General features: G+C 40.7%; 18 protein-coding genes and 1 pseudogene. 14 read left to right on the forward strand and 5 right to left on the reverse strand.

What is annotated here, in order from left to right:
* Positions 1-9: 9 nt before the first annotated feature.
* Positions 10-2,235, reverse strand: coding sequence for a DPP IV N-terminal domain-containing protein (locus tag HYD28_06110; protein QLE08575.1), 2,226 nt, complete (start codon positions 2,233-2,235; stop codon positions 10-12).
* A 112-nt stretch (positions 2,236-2,347) separates the two neighbouring features.
* On the opposite strand from HYD28_06110, the gene HYD28_06115 reads away from it, so the two are divergent.
* Entirely contained in the window at positions 2,348-2,752 is a 405-nt protein-coding gene (locus HYD28_06115; protein QLE08576.1) for an HIT domain-containing protein, read from the forward strand.
* A gap of 63 nt (positions 2,753-2,815) precedes the next feature.
* The gene (locus HYD28_06120; GenBank protein ID QLE08577.1) at positions 2,816-3,565 is read left to right on the forward strand and encodes a transporter substrate-binding domain-containing protein; all 750 of its coding nucleotides are present in this window, start codon (positions 2,816-2,818) and stop codon (positions 3,563-3,565) included.
* Positions 3,566-3,639: 74 nt separating this feature from the next.
* On the opposite strand, the gene HYD28_06125 is transcribed toward HYD28_06120, so the two are convergent.
* The gene (locus HYD28_06125) at positions 3,640-5,340 is read right to left on the reverse strand and encodes a Zn-dependent hydrolase (GenBank protein QLE08578.1); all 1,701 of its coding nucleotides are present in this window, start codon (positions 5,338-5,340) and stop codon (positions 3,640-3,642) included.
* A gap of 272 nt (positions 5,341-5,612) precedes the next feature.
* On the opposite strand from HYD28_06125, the gene HYD28_06130 reads away from it, so the two are divergent.
* A complete protein-coding gene (locus tag HYD28_06130) occupies positions 5,613-6,455 on the forward strand; it encodes an HDOD domain-containing protein (GenBank protein ID QLE08579.1) in 843 nt (280 codons plus the stop codon).
* Between the two features lie 63 nt (positions 6,456-6,518).
* On the opposite strand, the gene rdgC is transcribed toward HYD28_06130, so the two are convergent.
* Both rdgC and HYD28_06140 read right to left on the reverse strand, forming a co-directional pair.
* Complete coding sequence (rdgC, locus tag HYD28_06135; protein ID QLE08580.1) at positions 6,519-7,427, reverse strand: recombination-associated protein RdgC; 909 nt, start codon at positions 7,425-7,427, stop codon at positions 6,519-6,521.
* Positions 7,428-7,517: 90 nt separating this feature from the next.
* Positions 7,518-9,281: a sensor histidine kinase gene (locus HYD28_06140; protein QLE08581.1), complete on the reverse strand. Its 1,764-nt coding sequence runs from the start codon at positions 9,279-9,281 to the stop codon at positions 7,518-7,520.
* Positions 9,282-9,527: 246 nt separating this feature from the next.
* On the opposite strand from HYD28_06140, the gene HYD28_06145 reads away from it, so the two are divergent.
* From HYD28_06145 to thrC, 4 genes are all read left to right on the forward strand, one after another.
* Complete coding sequence (locus HYD28_06145) at positions 9,528-9,902, forward strand: response regulator (GenBank protein QLE08582.1); 375 nt, start codon at positions 9,528-9,530, stop codon at positions 9,900-9,902.
* Positions 9,903-10,129: 227 nt separating this feature from the next.
* Positions 10,130-12,547 carry a bifunctional aspartate kinase/homoserine dehydrogenase I gene (thrA, locus tag HYD28_06150; GenBank protein ID QLE08583.1) on the forward strand — a complete coding sequence of 806 codons (2,418 nt, stop codon included), beginning with the start codon at positions 10,130-10,132 and terminating at the stop codon, positions 12,545-12,547.
* 9 nt (positions 12,548-12,556) lie between these two features.
* On the forward strand, positions 12,557-13,483 hold the full coding sequence (gene thrB, locus HYD28_06155) for a homoserine kinase (GenBank protein ID QLE08584.1): 927 nt from the start codon (positions 12,557-12,559) through the stop codon (positions 13,481-13,483).
* A gap of 18 nt (positions 13,484-13,501) precedes the next feature.
* Positions 13,502-14,785, forward strand: coding sequence for a threonine synthase (gene thrC / locus HYD28_06160; protein ID QLE08585.1), 1,284 nt, complete (start codon positions 13,502-13,504; stop codon positions 14,783-14,785).
* 32 nt (positions 14,786-14,817) lie between these two features.
* Here the strand turns inward: thrC and HYD28_06165 are convergent, their stop codons facing one another.
* Positions 14,818-15,186, reverse strand: coding sequence for a hypothetical protein (locus HYD28_06165; GenBank protein QLE08586.1), 369 nt, complete (start codon positions 15,184-15,186; stop codon positions 14,818-14,820).
* Between the two features lie 291 nt (positions 15,187-15,477).
* Between HYD28_06165 and HYD28_06170 the strand changes: the two are divergent.
* The 7 genes and pseudogenes from HYD28_06170 (at position 15,478) to nusB (ending at position 21,256) form a co-directional block, all read left to right on the forward strand.
* Positions 15,478-16,735, forward strand: a pseudogene (locus HYD28_06170) (serine hydroxymethyltransferase).
* Positions 16,736-16,843: 108 nt separating this feature from the next.
* A complete protein-coding gene (nrdR, locus tag HYD28_06175; protein ID QLE08587.1) occupies positions 16,844-17,293 on the forward strand; it encodes a transcriptional regulator NrdR in 450 nt (149 codons plus the stop codon).
* Between the two features lie 2 nt (positions 17,294-17,295).
* Positions 17,296-18,435 carry a bifunctional diaminohydroxyphosphoribosylaminopyrimidine deaminase/5-amino-6-(5-phosphoribosylamino)uracil reductase RibD gene (ribD, locus tag HYD28_06180; protein QLE08588.1) on the forward strand — a complete coding sequence of 380 codons (1,140 nt, stop codon included), beginning with the start codon at positions 17,296-17,298 and terminating at the stop codon, positions 18,433-18,435.
* 4 nt (positions 18,436-18,439) lie between these two features.
* Positions 18,440-19,093, forward strand: a complete 654-nt coding sequence (locus HYD28_06185; GenBank protein ID QLE08589.1) for a riboflavin synthase — start codon at positions 18,440-18,442, stop codon at positions 19,091-19,093.
* A 41-nt stretch (positions 19,094-19,134) separates the two neighbouring features.
* A complete protein-coding gene (gene ribB / locus HYD28_06190) occupies positions 19,135-20,250 on the forward strand; it encodes a 3,4-dihydroxy-2-butanone-4-phosphate synthase (protein QLE08590.1) in 1,116 nt (371 codons plus the stop codon).
* A 115-nt stretch (positions 20,251-20,365) separates the two neighbouring features.
* On the forward strand, positions 20,366-20,830 hold the full coding sequence (ribE, locus tag HYD28_06195) for a 6,7-dimethyl-8-ribityllumazine synthase (protein ID QLE08591.1): 465 nt from the start codon (positions 20,366-20,368) through the stop codon (positions 20,828-20,830).
* A gap of 15 nt (positions 20,831-20,845) precedes the next feature.
* Positions 20,846-21,256, forward strand: coding sequence for a transcription antitermination factor NusB (gene nusB, locus HYD28_06200; GenBank protein QLE08592.1), 411 nt, complete (start codon positions 20,846-20,848; stop codon positions 21,254-21,256).
* The last annotated feature ends 43 nt before the right edge of the window (positions 21,257-21,299 follow it).

Here is a 21,299-nt window from a genome sequence, read left to right on the forward strand (position 1 = left end):
TAAAAGTGATTACTCAACGTTAAAGTGTCGGTTAAAGAAACTTGTGATAGTTTGGTGTAAGTGCGTTTGTACGCTTTTGCCACGTAAACTGTGTTTTGAGCCTGGGTAAGTCATCATTTCGAACTGCTTTTCTTGATCTTGCAGTTGTTTGAATAACTTAGTGGCATGAGTGAATAACACGTTATCATCAGCCATCCCGTGATAAATCATCAGCGGGCCTTTTAAACCTTCAGCATAAGGGAAAACAGCACTTGCTTCGTAACCTTTAGCATTCGTTGCAGGGTGACCTACATAACGCTCTGTGTAGTGAGTGTCGTAGAGTGCCCAATCAGTTACTGGCGCTCCAGAAACACCCGCTTTGAAGTAATCGCCCGCTTTAAACATGGTCATAAGCGCCATGTAACCACCGTAGCTGTGGCCATAAATGCCAATACGCTCAGGATCAACGTAATCAAGGGTACGTAAAAACTCAACGCCTTTGATTTGATCTGCTACTTCTGCAACACCTAAATGTTTATAAATTACGTCTTCAAACTTTTTACCACGGTTGTATGAACCACGGTTATCAAGTTGGAAAATAACATAGCCTTGTTGTGCCATGTACTGGAAGTACAAGTTTTTACTACGCCAGCTGTTCGTTACACGTTGGGCATGAGGACCGCCGTAAACGTTAACAATAACCGGGTGCTTTTTACCATCTTGGTAATTAGTTGGCTTGAATAAACGATAATGCATGATTTGCCCGTCTTCAGCCGTTAACGTGCCGTACTCTGGAGTGATTAAATCAGCTAGGTAAGGCGTTAATGGGTGTGATTTATCTAACTTGTTTTCTTCAAGCCAAGTGATAAATTCGCCATTAATTTTACGTAATGCCGCAGAGCCAGGCTTATTCACTGATGAGCTGTTATCGATAAAGGTTTTGTTATCTTTAGCAATTACTACATTGTGGTAAGCACCAAGCTCAGTTACGCGTTTAATTTCGCCTTTTTTGAATAGCGGTACGCTGTAAAGGTGGCTCTCGAGAGCTGTGTCTTTACGACCCGCAAAATAAACGATGCCTTTTTTCTCGTCGATACCTTTTAAGCTATCAACTACCCATTCACCTTGGGTGATTTGACGGATCATTTCACCGTTTGTGCGATATAAATAAAGGTGTTTAAAACCGTCGCGCTCAGATGCCCAAACAAAATGTTTTTTATCGTTTAAGAACTGCAAATCAAAGTGCAGGTTAATCCAAGTATCGCTGGTTTCTTTTAGGGCAACTGTTTGCTTTTTAGTTTCGCTATTATAAAAACGCAATTCTAAGTTATGTTGCGAGCGGTCTTGCCACTGGTAAGAAAGCGTTTTGTTATCCTTTAACCATTTAGCTCTGGCAATATAAATATCTTGCTCGTCGCCTAAATCAACCCAGTCGGTTTTTTGATTGTTGATGCTCACAACACCTAACTGGATTTTAACGTTGTCGGTACCAGTAAACGGGTAGCGTTGGTTGAAAAGCTTTACTTCATCAGCGTAAATTTCATTACGAATAGCTTCTTTTACTGGGCTCTCATCAACACGGGTATAAGCGATTTTAGATTCATCACCTGACCACCAGTAGCCAGTCATACGGCCCATTTCTTCTTGCGCAACAAACTCGGCCATACCATTTTTAATTACGCCGCCGCCATCTTTACTTAATTGGATTTCTTGACCCGTCTTTAAGTTAAGAGCGTACAGGTTTTGCTCACGAATAAATGACACATAGTGCCCTTTTGGTGAGAAACGCGCATCGGTTTCAAATGCTTCTGTGTCCGTTAATTTACGGCTTTTAGCTGAATTAAGCTCATAATAGTAAAGGTCGCCATTAAGCGGGAATAAAAGCGCTTTACCATCTTTTGACCATTTATATTCTAAAATCCCTTTGCCAAAAATACGCTGGCGCTCACGACGTGCTTTTTCTTCGTCAGATAAGTTTTCAGGGCCAGAAAATAGTGCTGCAGAATCAACTAATAGGCGGTTTTTGTTATCTTTTAAATTGTACTCCCATAAGTCGTAGCGGTTGTAATCATCCGTTTTACCTTGCAGGTAAGTTACACGACTGCCGTCTGGAGAAAATTTAAGTTGTACAGGGGCTTTGCCTGCTAAGCTTGGATCGTCAAAAATACGTTCAAGAGTGAGGGGGTCAGCGGTCACACTGAATGCTGTTGCCACGACTGGCAAAGCAAGTGAGAGAGATTTAATTTTTTTTAGCACAGGAGTACCTTCGCTCGAATAAAAACTGCAACGATGGTAATGGTAAGCTTAGTCAACTGCAACAAAATGCTATAAAGTAGGGTATGTTTACCCAATATCAAAGGATTTATTGATGAAAAATACTGACACGCCGTTTTCTTTGGCCCCAGAATTACAACGCGACTGCATCGAACTTGCTGATTGGCCACTGTGTAAAGTATTGCTGATGAATGATAGCCAATACCCTTGGTTTATTTTAGTGCCAAGAGTCGCTGGTGTTAAAGAAATTATTGATCTTTCTGAAGAACTACAAATTACCTTATTACAAGAATCGGGCAAACTCAGTAAACTATTACAACAGGTATTCAACCCAGACAAACTAAATGTGGCGGCATTGGGTAACATGGTGCCGCAATTACATGTTCATCATATTGCACGTTTTACAGCCGATGCGGCTTGGCCAACACCAGTTTGGGGAAAATTACCCGCAGTGCCTTACACTGATGAACAAATTTCCGCATTAAAAGCGCATTTTTAAACTATTTGTTCTAGTAAGATTGGACTAAGCTAAATGAGTGATGCGTAAAGGGGTACAGAATAAATGAAACACACAGTGTTTGCCATGTTGCTTATTCTGAGCTCTTTTTCGTGTTTAGCAAAAAGCTATTACTTTGTTGGTAGTCATTTTCCTGCGATTTTAGAACAAGATCAGCAGGGCACAGTGGTTGGCTTAGGTGCCGATATTGCCCACGAAATTTGCAGGCGTTTAGGGCACGAGTTGGTTATCGATATCATGCCACTAAAACGCGCTTTAAAAATGGTAGAGCAAGGTCAAGCTGATGCCATTATAGGTCCTTACAAATCTATTATACGTCAGCAGTATATGCAATTTAGTGACTTACCTTTTTACGAAGACCCGATTGTTTTATATACCAAAAAGAACAATGATGTGACTTGGGTTGGAAACTTTGCCAGTTTACGAAAAGATATTATTGGTACCATTCGAGGTTGGAACTATGGTCCTGAATTTAAACGTAACGAGGCAAATTTATCGCTATCTGAAGTGGGTAATGTGCGGGCTAGTTTTTTACAGTTGATGCATAACCGAGTTGATTTAATACTTACCCATCCTCGCGCAGCAATGCCTGTGATCGAAAGCTTAGGTATCGATGATAAAGTCATAATGTTATCGCCGCCGGTGACGGTTAATCAGGGCTACTACGGCTTTAGTAAGCAACGCGAACTCGATGAATTTATTGAAGCTTTTAATACTGAGTTTCAAAAGATGCTGATCAACGGGGATATTGTAGAGCTAAACTCCAAATATGGTTTGAACTTCATCGCACACTAGTCGTGTTTTACTAGGGGTCAGGCAATAAAAAACGCTGCAATTGCAGCGTTTTTAATATTAAAGAAGCATTAACCTTAAAGGCCTAATACTTCTTTACCTTGTTTGAAAGTAACATCAACAGGGATGTTAGCTTGGCTTAGTTTTTCTAAGTCTTTAGCTAGTTCAGCTTTGATATCGCCATGAGTTGCGATTAGCTGATCAACTTTTTGGTAATCACCGTCACCTTGAATAGTAAGGATTAGGTTAGATAGTTTCTCCATTGCTTGACTCATTTTCTCCATGTTAACGCTGTATAAGCCGTCAGCATTTTTAGAGAAGGCGCCTTCTTCAGCGAAGAAGTTAAAGCGGATCATGTTCGCTTTACCGTGTGCGCTTGATGCACCAAAACGCACTGAGCGGAAGATACCGGCCATAAAGGTGATGTAGTAATCTTCTAATGTGCCCTCTGTGATCTCACCTTTCTTAAGCAATTGCTCAACCATGTAAAGACCTAAGATATCCGCTTTACCTTCTTCAAGGGCACTTGCATGCTCTTGGAGTGATTGGCGAACAGTTCCTTTACCAGTGATCGTGTTTTTAATACCTAAACCGTGCGCTACTTCGTGGAACATAGTGTTTGCGAAGAAAGCATCAAAGGTAATGTGTTTACGTTGTTCAGGAACAATTAACTGCTCTGAAATTGGCACTAAGATTTTATCGAATTTAGCGCGCATTGCGTTTTTAAGCTGTAAACGACGTGTGCCTTTTTCTAGCTGTACTTGTTCATCATTTGGCAGGTTGATAGCAATTGTTTTACTACCTGCATTTGAGTGGCCTGCGTAATACACAACATCATAAGCATTTAGGTCAGCATCAGAGCCAGGGACTTCTTGTTTGTATTTTTCGTCTACAGGTAAACCTTTTTGTAGCTCAGGTAAGAAAGCGGCAAATTTAGCTAAGCGCTCGCTCCATGCTAAATCTTTAATAAGTACATAAGATTCATACGCTGCACGGTAACCGAATAGTTGATCTTCATAAGTTTCGATAGGACCAATAACCACGTCAATTGGATTATTCTTCATATCCATCCATGCAAAATCAGAAGGTTGGAAGTCATCACTTACTAGTGCTTCTGCGCGCATGCTAAGATAGTTAGCGAATTCTTTGTCATCAGCAAGCGTACTTGCTTCACGTAACAAGTTAGCTGCTTTTTCAAGTTCTTGTGCGTACTCAACTGAGTAAGCCACACTGTAAAGCTGGCCTTTTTCGTCACGTTTTATCACCGAATAAAGACCTGTTTTGTCATCAACCGTTGCGTTGTTTAACTCTTCTTTAGTGATATCGCTTGGATAAAATTCAGCACCTAGTGGTTTTTCTTCATAGCCCGATAAGAAAACTTGGTCGCCGTTTAAGCGATCCCAAGGGCCATAGTTGATATCTGCAAACTTCTGAACTTTTTCATCATTAATTTTTGCAAGGAAAGCGTCTTTGTTATCACCAAATGCTTGACGCCAGAATAGCTCATCCATAATTTTTGATGCATCAATTAATTTGCCAACCATTTGCTTTTGGTTGTCACTTAAATGGCTTAGGTCAGAAGTAAGCGTGAAGTCTGTGTATATGTCTAAACGGCTTTTCTCTGCATTGATTAGTTGTGGGTTGTTTTGTTCAGTACTTTGTTTTGTTTGCTCTGCAGCAGGCTTAGTTTGAGAAGTGCTAGCTTGCTCGTCAGAACATGCACCAAGAAAAACAGCACCTGATAAGATAAGTGCTTGGCTAATTTTATTTAATGTCATTTTTTTGCCCGTTAAAAAGTGAGAGTCATTGCTTAGAAAACGAAAAGTCTATGCATTAAAGCAAACCTGACATATATATGGCAAGTTTACTACGCTAGAAGCAATATTTATTTATGAGTTAGGAAGTTAAAAAATATAAAAAATAGATAATTTCTGTGAATTTCTTAACTTTAGCGCTAAGTTAGACAATACTAAAACTATAACTAATCTAATAATGTCAGTCATTAGTCTGTCTTTGTTTGGGCGGGCTAATCCAAGAGGGTGGCACACATATGTCAACAGAAAATGCATTACTGACCATATTGGTCGACAGAATAAATAACGACACTTTAGTGTTACCTACCTTACCGGAAGTTGCAGTAAAGGTTAGGCAAGCCGCGGATAACCCCGAGGTAAACTTGATGGATATGGCAGATGTCATTTCTCATGATCCAGCATTATCAGCACGAATGATCAAAGTTGCGAATAGTGCATTTATGGGGCGCTCAGTTAAAGTCACAAATCTACACCAAGCGGTAACACGAATTGGTCTTCGTCAAATCAAAAACATTGCTACCGCAATGGCAATGGAACAGCTGTTTGTATCGCACAATGAGCTGATCAAAGGCTATATGGACAAGGCATGGCAAAAAACGCTTAAAGTAGCGTGCCACTCAATTACCTTAATGGACTTCTTTTTACGCAGAAACAAGCAAACCTCGCTTAATCGCGACACAATCACCTTAGCGGCATTAGTTTATAACATTGGTGTACTGCCAATTTTAACTGAAGCCGAAAAGCACCCAGAGGTGTTCGCAAACCCAAGTTTCCTTGCACATGCTATCCAAAAATTAGGTGGTAAAGTAGGTGGTGCAATTATGCGTGCTTGGGGCTTTACTGATGAGTTTGTAGAAGTTGCTGAAAGTTGGGCAAATCCAAACTATCGTCCAGAACATATCTGCTATGTTGATTTCATTCGTATTGGCGCAATTTTAGAAGGGATTTTACAGGTTTCTGATAAGTCTGCAGCATTACAAACCTACATGGATAAAGGCGTGATTGAATCACTTGATATGTTCAGTGAAGATGAATATCACGATATGCTTAACGAAGTAAAAGCGATTTTTACTGACTAATTTAAACAAAAAGCGCGACTTAGTTAGTCGCGCTTTTAGTGTTAATTAACCTAAGAGTTAATTTTATAAATCTTCCTTGTCGCCTAAGCCTTGAGTCAGCTCTTCTAGCATTTGCTTAATTTCTTCTGACGCTAAGATAAAGTCAGCATCAAGTTTTACTGCCATATCTTCTTTTGGAATGTCAGCGTTTTCTTCTTTTAGTGTTTCTGAGTAGCTTAAACGTTTAATCGAGCCATCGTTTTGCAGCATGAATTTGACGCGCTCTTGCCAATCAAGAGCAAGCTTAGTTACACGCTTACCATTTTCTAAATGAGACTTAACTTCGTCACATGATAAATCATGGCCTTTTAATTTAACCTGAGCGCCACTGTCATCTGCTTCTTCAAGTTCTGCATCGTTACCGATTGAAAAGCCTTCAGGCGTACTGAAATTAGTTAACCAATCAGTTAAAAATACATCTAAATCATAATTAGCAAATGCAGGTACGACAGGAAGTGTGCCAAGTGATTTACGAAGTAGGGCTAAAAGCTCTTCTGCTTTATTAAAGCTTGCGCTGTTAACAACAACCCAGCCATTCTTTTGGTCGATAAACGCAAACTGTAGGCTCGATTTTTTGAATGCTTGAGGTAGTAACGTGTGTAGAATATTTTCTTTTAGTTCGTCTTTTTCTTTTTTCTTAACTGGGCGGTTTTCTTCCGCTTCTATTTGCTCAACTTTTTCTGCAACCATTTCATTGATAACGGCAGCTGGCAGCACTTTTTCTTCACGCTTTGCGCATACTAAAATGCTGTCTTGAGAGAAGTGAGACAGGGTTTGCCCATGCTTACCAAACGCTTTTGTCCAACCAAAAGTTGAAAGCTCTTGGCCGGTACATGAACGAAACAGGTCTTGCTCTAGGGCTTTGTCGAAGTCTTCTTGAGAGTATGAAACGTCTTGTTTAAAACGGTAACAGATAAGGTTACTAAACCACATAATTAGGCTAATCCTTTCAATAAATTTGCCCAATCATAGCAATAAAAAACTGATGCCGAAATGAATCATTTCGGCATCAGCTCTATTTGCTTATGAGTTAAACATTGAAAGAGGTTTTGGCATGTTTTTCGGAAAACTAATATGGTAGTGCAAGCCTTTACCGACTTCGCTTGATACCTCAATATCGCCACTTAGGGTTTGTTTAACGAGGTTAAAGGTAATATGTGTGCCCAAACCACTGCCGCCTTGGTCGCGTTTAGTAGTAAAGAATGGGTCGAAGAGCTTTTCTAATTGCTCTTTTGATACGCCATTACCATTGTCTTTAAAGTCGATGACAACTTCGTCATCTTCTTCTTTGATAACAATATCAATAACACCACTTTCAATACCTTCAAAACCATGAATGAGTGAGTTCATAATCAAGTTTGTGAAAATTTGGCTGATAGCACCCGCAGGTAGGTTAAGCGTTAAATCATCAGGGCAATCTAAATTAATGTGATGCGATGTTTTTTTGAGTTTTGGATGTAAAGAGCGGATCACTTCACCTAAATACTCTTTAAAATTAATTGTTCGTACCGCTTCACTGGCTTGGTCTACTGCAATTTGCTTGAAGCTTGCAACCAGCTCAGAAGCACGGTCTAAGTTACTGGTGAGTAAGCTGGTGCTTTGTTTAGCATCATTAATAAATTCTTCCAGTGCTTTTGGCGACAGAGTCTTATCTTTGTAAGCTGCTTCAATTTGGTCTAAGCGCTCTTGTAAAAAGGAAGTTGCAGTAACACCAATCCCAATAGGTGTATTAACATCATGAGTAATACCTGCAACTAAGCCACCTAATGCAGCCATTTTTTCTGAGCCTACTAAGCGCTCTTGTGCCATATTAAGTTCATCAAGGTAGCGTTGTAACTCAGTTTGCTTAGTTATTAGCTCTTGTTCAGTTTGCTTACGTAAATCGATTTCTTCAGTAAGTGTTAGCTTTTGTTTTTCAAGCTCGTATTTTTGTTGCTGCAAGTCCATCATAGCTTGGCTTAGGTTTGATGTTTTGCGTGCGACTTCTTGTTCTAACTGCAAGTTATGTTGGTCGAGCTTTTCATTACTTATCAAAAGTTCTTTTTGGGTATGTTCGAGCTCTTCACGGTAAAGTACCACTTTATCAATTAAGCGGTTGAAAGATTCTTCCATTACTTTTAATTCGTTATGCTCAACGGTTTTGATCTCGATATGGCGACCTTCTAAGTCGTTTAGTTCTAGATCTTCAATTTGTTCTGTGAACTGTGCCAATGGCTCGGTTAAGCGCTTTCTAAATGCGAGTAAGAAAAGAATGATCAAAAAGGTGGTTTTGATCATCGCATTTCCGATTAAAAAATAGATAGAAATCATGATGCGGCTAAATACCACTTCACGGCTTGAGAATAGGGTTACGTCGCCTACTTGGGTTGTTTTACCCGAGAATTCAAAAATAAGTGGGAATGTATAACCAAATAAACCCGACGGCGTATCTTCGATAATTGCTTCTTCTTGAACTAACTGTTGACTGTAAAGCTCATGAATATCTAACGAACGCCCTAATTGTGAGAGTACCTCACCACTATCATCACGCACAATAATGCCTTCGATCATAGGGATTGCCAGTAGGCCCTCAGCCGTCGTGATGGTTTGTTTATCGTTCAGTTCCCAAATTGCACGGGTTAAACTACGGCTAAATGTTTTTTGTAAAGTAGTTAACTCGTCGCGAATGTAATCTTTTGTATTAACGTACTCAGCAATAACCTGTCCACACGTCACCACGAAGGTTAGTAAAAAGTAGACAGAGAGCACATTTGTTAATAATTCTTTTGACAGGCTTTTTTGTAGCATGGAATATCCATAGCTCCTTGGTGACAATTGTAATACATTCAGCTAGTTCTAAAGTTAGCTAATAAATGGTTAAAAAGAAATAAATATATCCTTTTTTACTGGAACATTTATAAATTGTTAGTATTTTTTGAAAAAGCTTAGCCTTACTGCGCTTTAAAAATTGTGTTATAAATTTATTTCACCTTTAACTTTTTTAACATTAGCCTTTTTTAATGTTGTATTTGCTACAGCAAAGATTTTTATTTCATGAATAATCCTAATTTTTCAGTACTGGTCTGTGATGACTCAAATATTGCCCGCAAGCAGGTAGTGCGCTGTTTAGGGGATTGCTTGAATGCAGATATTCAACAAGCAACCAATGGGCGTGAAGCACTTGCGTTACTGCGCGAACATAATTTTGATCTACTCTGTTTAGATTTAACCATGCCTGAACTGGATGGAGTCGCTGTGCTTGAATCTATTAAAGCAGAGAAAATAGAATGCTTTGTAATAGTTATTTCGGCTGATATTCAGACTGAAATGAAGCAAAGAGTAGTAAAGTTGGGCGCCATTGATTTCATTGATAAGCCAATAGATCTTGTTCGTCTAAAAGCAACTTTGCATAAATTTGGTATTCATTAATCTTTTAAATAACACAAACGCATAATTTATCTTTTCTTTAAGGGTTGACAGCCTGACTACATTTAAGGCAGTCTAGAGTCTATGAAAACATTTAATCACGCAACGACCATTATTATTACAACCATCATCCTTACTGGATAGTGGCATAGGTCGGTGCAACAAATTTATAGGCCTGTGTTCACTAGAACACAGGCCTTTTTCGTTTATGGAATGAGGAAACATAAATAATGCGAGTATTAAAATTTGGTGGGTCGTCCTTGGCCGACTACGCATGTTTGCAACAGGTAGCTCAGTTAGTCAAAGAAGAATTACGCGATGAAATGCTGTTAGTGCTATCAGCTCCAGGTGGTATGACTGATTCATTAGTCGCGTTAGCAAGTACTGCAGAACATGGGCAGGACTTTAGTGAGCTATGGCAAGCATTGGTTGCGCGCTGTGAACAACTAAAAGCTGCTGTTGAAGCTGATTTTGGTCAGGTAGCAAGTTGGCCTAACTTGAATGAACTGAAGAATAAGCTTGATGGTGTTGCACTTTTAAAGTGCTGCCCAGACCAAGTACGTGCCTATACTATTAGCTTTGGTGAGCGCGTAAGTGTTGCTTTGATGGAGTGCATGCTTAAACAAAGCAATGCTCGCTATCTAGAAGCGACTGATTGTATTGCCTCTGTGGGCGGCTACATTGATGCTGAAGCTGACTTGGCTGCAAGTAAGTTGCGTTTTCAAGAAGCACTAAAAGCTGCACCAAGCACTATTTATATCATGCCGGGCTTTACTGCTGCTAACGAACAAGGTGAGCTAACAACACTTGGTCGAAATGGCTCAGACTACTCAGCGGCAATTGCTGCAGCATGTTTAGAAGCCGATGTATGTCAGATCTGGACTGATGTTGATGGCGTTTATAATGCTGATCCGCGTTATATCAAAAAAGCGTCTAAGGTTGATTCACTATCATATAAAGAAGCGATGGAGCTTTCTTATTTTGGGGCGAAGGTATTGCACCCGAAAACGATTTTACCTTGTGCCAAAGCGGGTGTGCCGTGTGAGATCAAAAATACACATAATCCACGTGCTGAAGGCTCAGTGATCAGTAACGACAGTGTATCTAACGAGCCTGTTAAAGCGCTATCAAGTCTACAAAACCTTGCTATGTTAACTGTTTCAGGCCCAGGTATGAAAGGTAAAGTGGGCATGGCATCAAAAGTATTTAATGCACTTGCTCATGACAATGTTTCAATTGTTTTAATCACTCAATCTTCATGTGAATTTAGCATCAGTTTTTGTGTTCATGAAAGCGACCTATCGCTTGCCCTTGAAGCACTTCAGACTGCTTTCGAATTAGAATCACAAGCTGGCCTAATCGAACCAGTTCAAGTGCAGCGTAACCTTGCTATTGTCACTTTAGTAGGCGATAACATGCGTGCTCACAAAGGGTTAGCGGCTAAGTTCTTTGCTTCGTTAGCACAAGCGCAGGTTAACATCGTTGCAATTGCACAAGATTCCACTGAAAGTGCAATTTCAGCGGTCATCGACGGTGAGTTTTGCAACGACGCTGTAAAAGTTTGCCATGAAAATTTCTTTACCCACATTCCTTCAATTGATGTTTTTTTACTTGGTTGTGGTTTGGTTGGTCAAGAGCTTATTCAGCAGTTACAACGCCAACAAGCGTGGCTTGAAAAGCGTAACATTAAGCTGAACTTATACGGTGTTGCTAACTCAAGACAGCTTTACCTTGATAGCGAAGGTATTGCTTTTAATGGCTGGCAAGACAAACTAGCCGAGTCAGAGCAAGCATTTGATTTAAGTTTGGTGGAGCAATTTGTAAAACAAAACCACTTAATCAACCCTGTGATAGTTGACTGTAGTTCGGCCGATAAGCTTGCTGCGCAATATGTGGATTTCTTGAATGCCGGTTTTCATGTTGTTGCTGCTAACAAAAAAGCCAATACTAGCTCATATGCTTACTACCAAGATTTAGTTGCAGCAACACAAAAGAATAATCGTAAATTTTTATACGAAACAAACGTAGGTGCAGGTTTACCGGTACTTGATAATCTTAAATCGCTATTTGGTGCGGGCGATGAACTCATTAAATTCAGCGGTATCTTATCGGGTTCATTATCGTATATGTTTGGTGCACTACAAGATGGTTTATCACTTAGTGAAGCAACATTAAAAGCAAAAGAAAGTGGATTTACAGAGCCTGATCCGCGTGATGATTTATCTGGAACTGATGTTGCTCGAAAACTACTGATCATTGCCCGTGAATCTGGTCTTGAATTAGAACTAAGCGATATCGAAGTTGAATCTGTTTTACCTTTAGGGTTTGCAGAAGATGATTCTGTAGCAGATTTCATGGCAAAACTGCCATCGCTTGATAGCGAGTTTAACGACCGCATCCAAAGTGCTGCAAGTGAAGGTAAAGTACTTCGTTATGTGGGCACTATTGAAAATGGTCAATGCAAAGTCGGTATAGAAGCCGTTGATAGCAGCCATGCTTTATACGATATTCGTGACGGTGAAAATGCACTGGCAATTTTAAGTCAGTATTATCAACCTCGTCCGTTTGTGATTCGTGGTTATGGCGCAGGTGCTGAAGTAACGGCTGCAGGCGTATTTGCTGATATCTTAAAAACGTTAACACGTTAGGAGCTGGTCATGATCCGTGTATATGCACCCGCTTCAATCGGGAATTTTGCTGTCGGCTTTGATGCACTCGGTGCCGCGCTCGCACCTATCGATGGTACTTTATTAGGCGATGTTGTAGAGGTTAGTGCCGCAGAGCAAGATACTTTTGTATGCTCTGGCGACTATGCCAGTAAATTGCCTGCAAATGCTGAAGAAAACTTAGCTTATCAATGTTTAATTCACTTTAAAGAGCACGTTGCGCCGACTATGTCAGCGGTAAAGCTTGAGCTTAAAAAGAATCTACCGATTGGCTCTGGTTTAGGTTCAAGTGCTTGTTCTGTAGTGGCTGCGTTCGCGGCCCTCGATAAGTTCGCCGAAACGAATTTATCCCAAGAGCAACTTATCGAGTTGATGGCTGACTTTGAAGCCATTGTTAGTGGCGGCCGTCATTACGATAACATCACGCCGTGTTATTTAGGTGGTTTGCAATTAACGGGTGAACTCATTCCGAACAAGTCAATTTCGTTACCTGTTGATAATCAATGGTATTACGTAGCGGCTTTCCCTGGTTTTTCACTGAATACCGCAAAAGCGCGTTCGGTCTTGCCAACGCAATTATCAATGCACGACAGTGTTGAATTTGCACAGCGGCTTTCTGCGTTTAGTAGCTTATTGCTCACTGGCCGTTTTGATGCTGCATTATCAATTATGTCTGATGAAATAGCCGAACCGTATCGTGCACCGCTTATTCAAGGCTTTGTCGAAGCGAAAAGTGCTTTACCAGAGCTTGGCGCTGAAATTGTCAGTATTTCAGGTGCTGGGCCAACATTATTTACCGTGTGTAAGAGTCTTGAAGCTGCACAAAAGTGTGCAGCGTGGCTGAATGATAATTACATTAATGAGCAGGGCTTCTGCCATATCTGCCAACTTGATCAACTTGGCACGCGACAGCTTTAAAGAATTTAAGGAATAAACATGCAATTACATAATTTAAAAGATGAAACACAACAGGTGTCGTTTGTTGAAGCGGTAAAAACGGGTTTAGGCCGTAATCAAGGTGTGTTCTTCCCTGATAGCCTATCGCCAATACAAGACATTGATTCTTTATTAGATTTGGACTTTGTTAGTCGGAGTAGTAAGATTTTATCGCACTTAATTGGTGATGAATTACCTGCTGATACCGTCGCACAGATGGTGCAAAACGCTTTTAACTTCGATGTGAAGTTGGTAGAAGTTGAAAAAGACATTTATTGTTTGGAGTTATTTCATGGCCCAACGCTTGCTTTTAAGGACTTTGGCGGTCGTTTTATGGCTGAGTGTCTTGCCCAATTTAACCAAGGCGAAAAAGTCACTATTTTAACGGCCACATCGGGCGATACTGGCGCAGCCGTTGCTCATGCATTTTATAACAAGCCAAATATAGATGTCGTGATCTTATACCCAAAAGGTAAAATATCATTAGCGCAGCAAAAACTATTCACTACTTTAGGTAATAACATTCACTGCTACGCCGTTGATGGTAGCTTTGATGACTGCCAAAGTATGGTAAAACAAGCTTTCTTAGACGATGAAATTAAACAAAAGCTAGGTTTAAACTCAGCGAATTCAATCAACATCAGTCGTTTAGTTGCGCAAGTATGCTATTACTTTGAAGCAATTGCGCAATTACCAAAAGAGCAGCGTAGTAAAGCGCATATCTCAGTACCTAGTGGTAACTTTGGTAATGTATGTGCGGCGATGATTGGTGCTGTACTTGGAATGCCTGTTGCTAAATTAAGTGCCACAACTAATCAAAACGACACTGTGCCACGCTTCTTGCGAAATAAAGAGTGGGCGCCAAATGACACACTTGAGTCTTTATCGAACGCAATGGATGTGAGTAAACCGAATAACTGGCCACGCGTTCAATTTATGCTAGATAACGAATGGTTTAGCTATGATGACTTTTATTCAAGCTGTGTTGGTGAAGAAGAAACAAAAGAGGTGATGAAAAAAATTCATCAGACTGGTTATATTGCAGAACCTCATACTGCAATTGCTTATCAAGGCTTGAAAGAAAATCTAGCCGACGGTAGTGCAGGTATATTTTTAGCGACCGCACACCCTGCTAAATTCAAAGACAGTGTAGAGCAAATTTTAGACATTGAACTGCCAATGCCAAAACCGCTTGCTGATGCATTGGCAAAGCAGTGTTTGGCCGAAGATATTAAGTTTGATTATCAATTGCTTCGAACAGAGTTGCTAAATAAATTAGCTTAATACTAAAAAAAGAGCGGCGAAGCCGCTCTTTTCTAATGAAGTAATGAATGACTATGACGGTTTAAAACTCGCATGCATAAAATGACCACCGCAGCAATACATAGCAAAATACTGATCACTGAGACTAATTCATTTTGTGTCCATTGCATCAAAGTGAAAGCCGAAATAAAAATAATAAATGGTTTAAATTCATAGTAGTAGTTGGATTTTTTTTGTTTAACTCGCTGGCTTATATGATCTGTTCTTCTAGCTTCTGAGCGCATTCGCCAAATGTTAGCGCCTAATAAAAATAAAGTTACACCAATTAATGTTGGTACATAATTATTTGCTAATGTGATGCAGCTCATGCCGAGAAAGAAGTATCCGTAGGGGACTAATTCATATATAGGTTTAGCTAACATGTACTTATACCATCCTTGATATTGACTAGGAATATAAGCTTAGTTCGCTTCTATTGAAACGCAATAAAGCGTTGATAATTTTATCTAGAGTGACATTTTAAAAATATATGTAATATTTTAAATCTATAATTTTTTTTTATGTATCAATAAAAAAATATCATTATTAAAACACTGTGAAATAAATTCAATCCCTGTTTAAATATGTTCATCTTTACAAGATAGGCAAAAGTGCGTTTTAAGCGTACAATACAGCCTTCAAAAAACACCATACACGTTGCCTTAGGAGACCCCATGTTAGAACGTAGCATGAATATTTCGGATTTCGATCCAGAGTTATTTGCAGCCATCACTAAAGAGACGGCTCGTCAAGAAGAGCACATCGAACTGATCGCGTCTGAAAACTACTGTAGCCCACGCGTACTTGAAGCGCAGGGTTCTCAGCTTACCAACAAATACGCTGAAGGTTACCCAGGCAAACGTTACTATGGCGGTTGTGAGCATGTTGACGTTGTTGAGCAACTAGCAATTGATCGTGCAAACGAATTATTCGGCACAGATTACGCTAACGTCCAACCGCATGCGGGTTCACAAGCAAACGCAGCTGTTTTCCAAGCTCTTCTTCAGCCGCATGATACAGTACTAGGTATGAGCTTAGCTCATGGTGGTCACTTAACTCACGGTTCACACGTTAACTTTTCTGGTAAAACGTATAATGCAATTCAATACGGCCTAAATGACGAAACTGGCGAAATTGATTACGCTCAAGTTGAAGCACTTGCATTAGAGCATAAGCCAAAAATGATCATCGCTGGTTTCTCTGCATACTCAGGCGTTGTTGACTGGGCTAAATTCCGTGAAATCGCTGATAAAGTTGGTGCATATTTATTCGTAGATATGGCTCACGTTGCTGGTCTTATCGCAGCGGGTGTATACCCTAGCCCAATTCCTCATGCACACGTTGTTACTACGACAACTCACAAAACATTAGCAGGCCCTCGTGGCGGTCTAATCGTTTCTGCATGTGGTGATGAAGAGATCTACAAAAAGCTAAACAGTGCTGTTTTCCCTGGTGGTCAAGGTGGTCCTTTATGCCACATCATCGCTGCTAAAGCGGTTGCTTTCAAAGAAGCATTACAGCCAGAGTTCAAAGCGTACCAAGCACAAGTTGTTAAGAACGCTCAAGCTATGGTTGAAGTACTTCAAGAGCGTGGCTATAAAGTTGTTTCTGGTAAAACAGACAACCACTTATTCCTTCTTGACCTAATTGACAAAGATATCACAGGTAAAGATGCTGACGCTGCACTAGGTAACGCTAACATCACTGTTAACAAAAACTCAGTACCAAACGACCCACGTTCACCGTTCGTAACGTCTGGTCTTCGTATTGGTTTCTCCGGCTATTACTCGCCGTGGTTTCAAAGAAGCTGAGTCAAAAGAGCTTGCAGGCTGGATCTGTGACGTACTAGACAACATCAACGATGAGTCTGTACAAGCAGAAGTAAAAGAGAAAGTTAAAGCTATCTGTAAAAAATTACCAGTTTACGCTTAATTACTGGTTAAACCGTAATTAAGATAACAATAGCGTTGTTTTTTGCTATTATAAAGGCCGCTTAGTAAGCGGCCTTTTTTTGTTTTTTATAAACGGAAGTTGAACCCTATGCATTGCCCTTTTTGCACCGCAAAAGATACCAAAGTAATTGATTCTCGACTTGTTGGCGGTGGTCACCAAGTTAGACGTCGACGTGAATGTAACGAATGCCATGAGCGCTTTACCACCTTTGAAGGCGCTGAACTTGTGATGCCAAGAGTGATTAAGCAAGACGGTAGTCGCGAACCATTTAACGAAGATAAGTTACTCAATGGCTTGCATCGAGCTTTAGAGAAACGCCCAGTTAGCACTGAGCAGGTCGACGAAGTCGTTAACATTATTAAATCTCAACTTCGTGCTACTGGTGAGCGTGAAATATCTAGCCATTTAATTGGCGAGTGCATCATGGAGTCACTGAAGAAACTCGACAAAGTGGCCTATGTGCGTTTTGCATCTGTATATCGTTCATTTGAAGATATTCGCGAGTTTGGTGAAGAAATCGCTCGTTTAGGTGATTAACTATGTCATTCACAGAGCTTGATACTGCTTATATGGCGCGTGCCATTGAGCTTGCTAAACAAGGGCGTTTTACCACGACTCCAAACCCTAATGTTGGCTGTGTACTGGTTAAAGATGGCGAAATAGTCGGTGAAGGGTTTCATCAACTAGCAGGGCAGGGCCATGCTGAAGTAAATGCCTTGGCTGTGGCTGGCGACAATGCGAAAGGCGCCACAGCATATGTAACTTTAGAGCCTTGTAGTCATTATGGACGCACTCCGCCTTGTGCCGAAGGTTTAAAAGCAGCTGGTGTCAGTAAGGTTATTGCTGCCATGGTCGATCCTAACCCTGCGGTGAGTGGTCGTGGTCTACAGATTTTAGCCGATGCTGGTATTTCAGTGGCATCCGGTTTACTTGAGCAACAAGCGCGTGACCTAAACAAAGGCTTTTTAAAGCGTATGGAAACAGGGGTACCATATGTGACTTGTAAAATGGCCTGTAGTTTAGATGGCAAAACCGCGCTAAATAATGGTCAAAGTAAATGGATTACTGGTCCTAAAGCGCGCCAAGATGTGCAAGCATATCGTGCGCAAAGTTGTGCTATCTTGACGGGGGCTGACACAGTCATTACTGATAATGCAAAACTCAATGTGCGCGTTGATGAACTGCCATTTGCTATGCCTACATCCTTGCCTTTGCGCCAGCCTACTCGAGTGATTATTGATTCACAAAATAGGTTAACGCCTGAACTTACATTATTTAGCATTGAAAGTCCGGTGATTATTTTCACTACATCGCTTGATAAACAACATCAATGGCCTCACTTTGTTAAACACGAAGTTGTACCAGCAGTTAATAATAAAGTTGATTTATCCGCGGTTTTAAAGCGTCTTGCTGAACTACAATTTAATCAGATATGGCTCGAAGCAGGAGCGACCCTTGCAGGGGTGTTTGCTGAGCAGGATTTAATTGACGAATACATCGTTTATATTGCCCCTAAGTTAATAGGTGATATGGGCAAAAGCTTACTAAACTTTGCAGAAGTTACCGTGATGAGTGATATCACTGAACTGACCTTTACTGATACAGTGATGATTGGCGACGATATTCGCTTAACAGCTACAAAGCAAAGCAAGCCACAAAAATTGAAAAATAAAGAGTAGCACTATGTTTACTGGAATTATTGAAGCAACAGGTAAAATTGTTGAACTAACACAAAAGCAAGGCGATCTGGCTATTCGTATTCAAAGCACTAATTTGGATATGAAAGACGTCAAGCTCGGTGACAGTATTGCCACTAATGGTGTGTGTTTAACGGTTGTCGCTAAACATAGCGATGGTTTTAGTGCTGACTTATCTAACGAAACAATCAGCTTAACTGGGTTTGCGCATTATAAAAAAGGACAAACAGTCAACCTCGAAAAAGCCATGCAACCCGTTTCTCGCCTAGGCGGGCATTTAGTATCAGGTCATGTTGATGGTATTGCGACTGTAGAAAGTATCAGTCCTAATGCCCGTGCAACAGAGTACTGGTTAAGTACAGACAATGATTTAATGAAATACATTCCGTACAAAGGTTCGGTATGTATTGATGGCATTAGCTTAACGGTCAATGAGGTCGAACAAAACCGCTTTAAGCTTACTATTGTTCCGCATACCGCTGAGCAAACAACGATTGCAGAATTTCAGGTGGGTACTCAGGTGAACTTAGAAGTTGACCAGATTGCTCGCTATTTAGAGCGCCTAATAAAAGGGGCCGAACAACCTTCCCGTTCAGACATATCAATGAGCTTGCTAGCACAAGCTGGCTTTATTAAATAAGCAAAGATAGTCACTATTAATAATACTCTCATGGGCATATTATGAATTTACACAGCGCGCAAGAAATTATCGATGACATTAAAGCCGGTAAAATGGTTATTTTAATGGACGATGAAGACAGAGAAAACGAAGGCGATTTAATCATCGCAGCAGAGCATATCAGTGCAGATGCCATCAACTTTATGGCAACGCATGGCCGTGGTTTAATTTGTTTAACTATGACACAAGAGCGTTGTCAACAGTTAGAGTTACCACTCATGGTTAAAAATAATGGTGCTGCTTTTTCGACTAACTTCACCATGTCTATTGAAGCGGCGAAAGGCGTAACGACAGGTATTTCTGCAGCTGATCGTGCTCGTACAGTACAAGCTGCTATTGCTAAAGGTGCCGTGCCAAGCGATATTGTTCAACCGGGGCATATCTTTCCTATTATGGCGCAGCCAGGTGGCGTGCTAACTCGAGCGGGTCATACCGAAGCGGGTTGTGATTTAGCGCGTTTAGCGGGCCTTGAGCCTTCATCAGTGATTGTTGAAATCTTAAATGCTGATGGCACTATGGCACGTCGCCCAGATCTTGAAATTTTTGCTAAAGAGCATGACTTAAAGATTGGCACTATTGCAGATTTAATCGAATACAGAAACCTAAACGAAACCACCATCGAGCGTGTTGCCAAGTGTAAATTGCCAACAGATCACGGCGAATTTGATTTAGTTACTTACAAAGACACCATTGATGGTCAACTTCACTATGTCCTACAAAAAGGTGAAGTATCTAAAGATGAGCCGACGTTAGTTCGTGTTCACTTACAAAGTACCTTCAATGACATCTTATTATCAGATAGAAGTGCTGATCGTAGCTGGGGCTTATCAGATGCTATGGCTTATATCGCTGAGCACAACGGCGTACTGGTTATTTTAGGTAAGCAAGAATCAACGGAAGACCTAGAAGCAACCGTTAAAGCATTTGCTGCACAAGATGCTGGCGAAAATGTTAGTCACCGTAAATTCCAAGGTACATCGCGTACTGTGGGGGTGGGTTCACAGATCCTTGCTGATTTAGGTATTGAAAAGATGCGCTTGATGAGCCGTCCTAAAAAGTACCATGCGTTATCTGGTTTCCACTTAGAAGTGGTTGACTACGTTGAGCCGCAGTCATAATTAGGCAAATTGTTGGAAAACAGATTTACTAGGCTACTTTTATATTTTTGTGGTATTATGCGCCGTAATTTTTGCGCAATCGCAACCGCTTAAACTTATTTTTTAGGGTTATTAAATGAAAATTATTGAAGGTAACAAATACGCACCGGGCAAAAAGTTTGCCATTGTCATTTCTCGCTTTAATGACTTTATTGGTAGCAGCCTATTAGCAGGTGCTGTTGATGAGCTTAAGCGCACAGGTGGCGTATCTGAAGACGACATTACTGTTGTTTACGTACCAGGTGCCGTTGAATTACCTTTAGCAGCGAAACGCGTTGCAGCAAAGAAAGAACACGATGCAATCATCGCTTTAGGCGTAGTGATCAGAGGTGGTACGCCACACTTTGATTTAGTCGCTGGCGAATCAAACAAAGGTCTTGCGCAAGTATCTCTTGAGTATGATATCCCGGTTGCATTTGGCGTATTAACCACTGAAAGCATTGAGCAAGCAATTGAGCGCGCAGGTACCAAAATGGGTAATAAAGGCGGCGAAGCTGCTTTAGGTGCGCTTGAAATGGTTAATGTGTTAGACAAAATTTAAGTTTAAGGAATCTCTGTGAAACCAGCAGCAAGACGTAAAGCACGTATCTTAGCACTTCAAGCCGTATACTCTTGGCAGTTAAGCGGTAACCCGATTGCTGATATTGAACAGCAAATGTTAATTGAAAATGATGTGACTAAGATCGACGTCGAATATTTCAAAGACCTAGCACGCGGTGTTGTTGTTAACTGTAAGCAATTAGATGAAATCGTTGCGCCACATTTAGCACGCCCAGCAGATGAGTTAGACATGGTCGAAAAAGCAATTTTACGTCTGTCTGGCTATGAGCTGAAATTCCGTGAAGACGTACCTTACAAAGTAGCAATCAATGAAGGCATTGAGCTTGCTAAGATGTTTGGTGCTGAAGACAGTCATAAGTTTGTCAACGGTGTACTTGATAAAGCAGTGAAAGAACTGCGTAAGTAAGTAGCACCGTAAAAGGAGAGCCGGCTTGGGCCGGCTTTTTTGT

The organism is Pseudoalteromonas shioyasakiensis (genome assembly GCA_013391845.1).
GTDB classification, from domain to species: domain Bacteria; phylum Pseudomonadota; class Gammaproteobacteria; order Enterobacterales; family Alteromonadaceae; genus Pseudoalteromonas; species Pseudoalteromonas apostichopi.

Excerpts from the sequence above, each read along its gene's own strand:
- HYD28_06130 (QLE08579.1), top strand. The coding sequence starts at position 5,613 with ATGTCAACAGAAAATGCATTACTGACCATATTGGTCGACAGAATAAAT.
- HYD28_06120 (QLE08577.1), top strand. The coding sequence starts at position 2,816 with ATGAAACACACAGTGTTTGCCATGTTGCTTATTCTGAGCTCTTTTTCG.
- HYD28_06185 (QLE08589.1), top strand. The coding sequence starts at position 18,440 with ATGTTTACTGGAATTATTGAAGCAACAGGTAAAATTGTTGAACTAACA.
- HYD28_06165 (QLE08586.1), bottom strand. The coding sequence starts at position 15,186 with ATGTTAGCTAAACCTATATATGAATTAGTCCCCTACGGATACTTCTTT.
- HYD28_06145 (QLE08582.1), top strand. The coding sequence starts at position 9,528 with ATGAATAATCCTAATTTTTCAGTACTGGTCTGTGATGACTCAAATATT.
- HYD28_06140 (QLE08581.1), bottom strand. The coding sequence starts at position 9,281 with ATGCTACAAAAAAGCCTGTCAAAAGAATTATTAACAAATGTGCTCTCT.
- nrdR (QLE08587.1), top strand. The coding sequence starts at position 16,844 with ATGCATTGCCCTTTTTGCACCGCAAAAGATACCAAAGTAATTGATTCT.
- HYD28_06115 (QLE08576.1), top strand. The coding sequence starts at position 2,348 with ATGAAAAATACTGACACGCCGTTTTCTTTGGCCCCAGAATTACAACGC.
- thrB (QLE08584.1), top strand. The coding sequence starts at position 12,557 with ATGATCCGTGTATATGCACCCGCTTCAATCGGGAATTTTGCTGTCGGC.
- ribD (QLE08588.1), top strand. The coding sequence starts at position 17,296 with ATGTCATTCACAGAGCTTGATACTGCTTATATGGCGCGTGCCATTGAG.
- ribB (QLE08590.1), top strand. The coding sequence starts at position 19,135 with ATGAATTTACACAGCGCGCAAGAAATTATCGATGACATTAAAGCCGGT.
- rdgC (QLE08580.1), bottom strand. The coding sequence starts at position 7,427 with ATGTGGTTTAGTAACCTTATCTGTTACCGTTTTAAACAAGACGTTTCA.
- HYD28_06125 (QLE08578.1), bottom strand. The coding sequence starts at position 5,340 with ATGACATTAAATAAAATTAGCCAAGCACTTATCTTATCAGGTGCTGTT.
- thrC (QLE08585.1), top strand. The coding sequence starts at position 13,502 with ATGCAATTACATAATTTAAAAGATGAAACACAACAGGTGTCGTTTGTT.
- thrA (QLE08583.1), top strand. The coding sequence starts at position 10,130 with ATGCGAGTATTAAAATTTGGTGGGTCGTCCTTGGCCGACTACGCATGT.
- ribE (QLE08591.1), top strand. The coding sequence starts at position 20,366 with ATGAAAATTATTGAAGGTAACAAATACGCACCGGGCAAAAAGTTTGCC.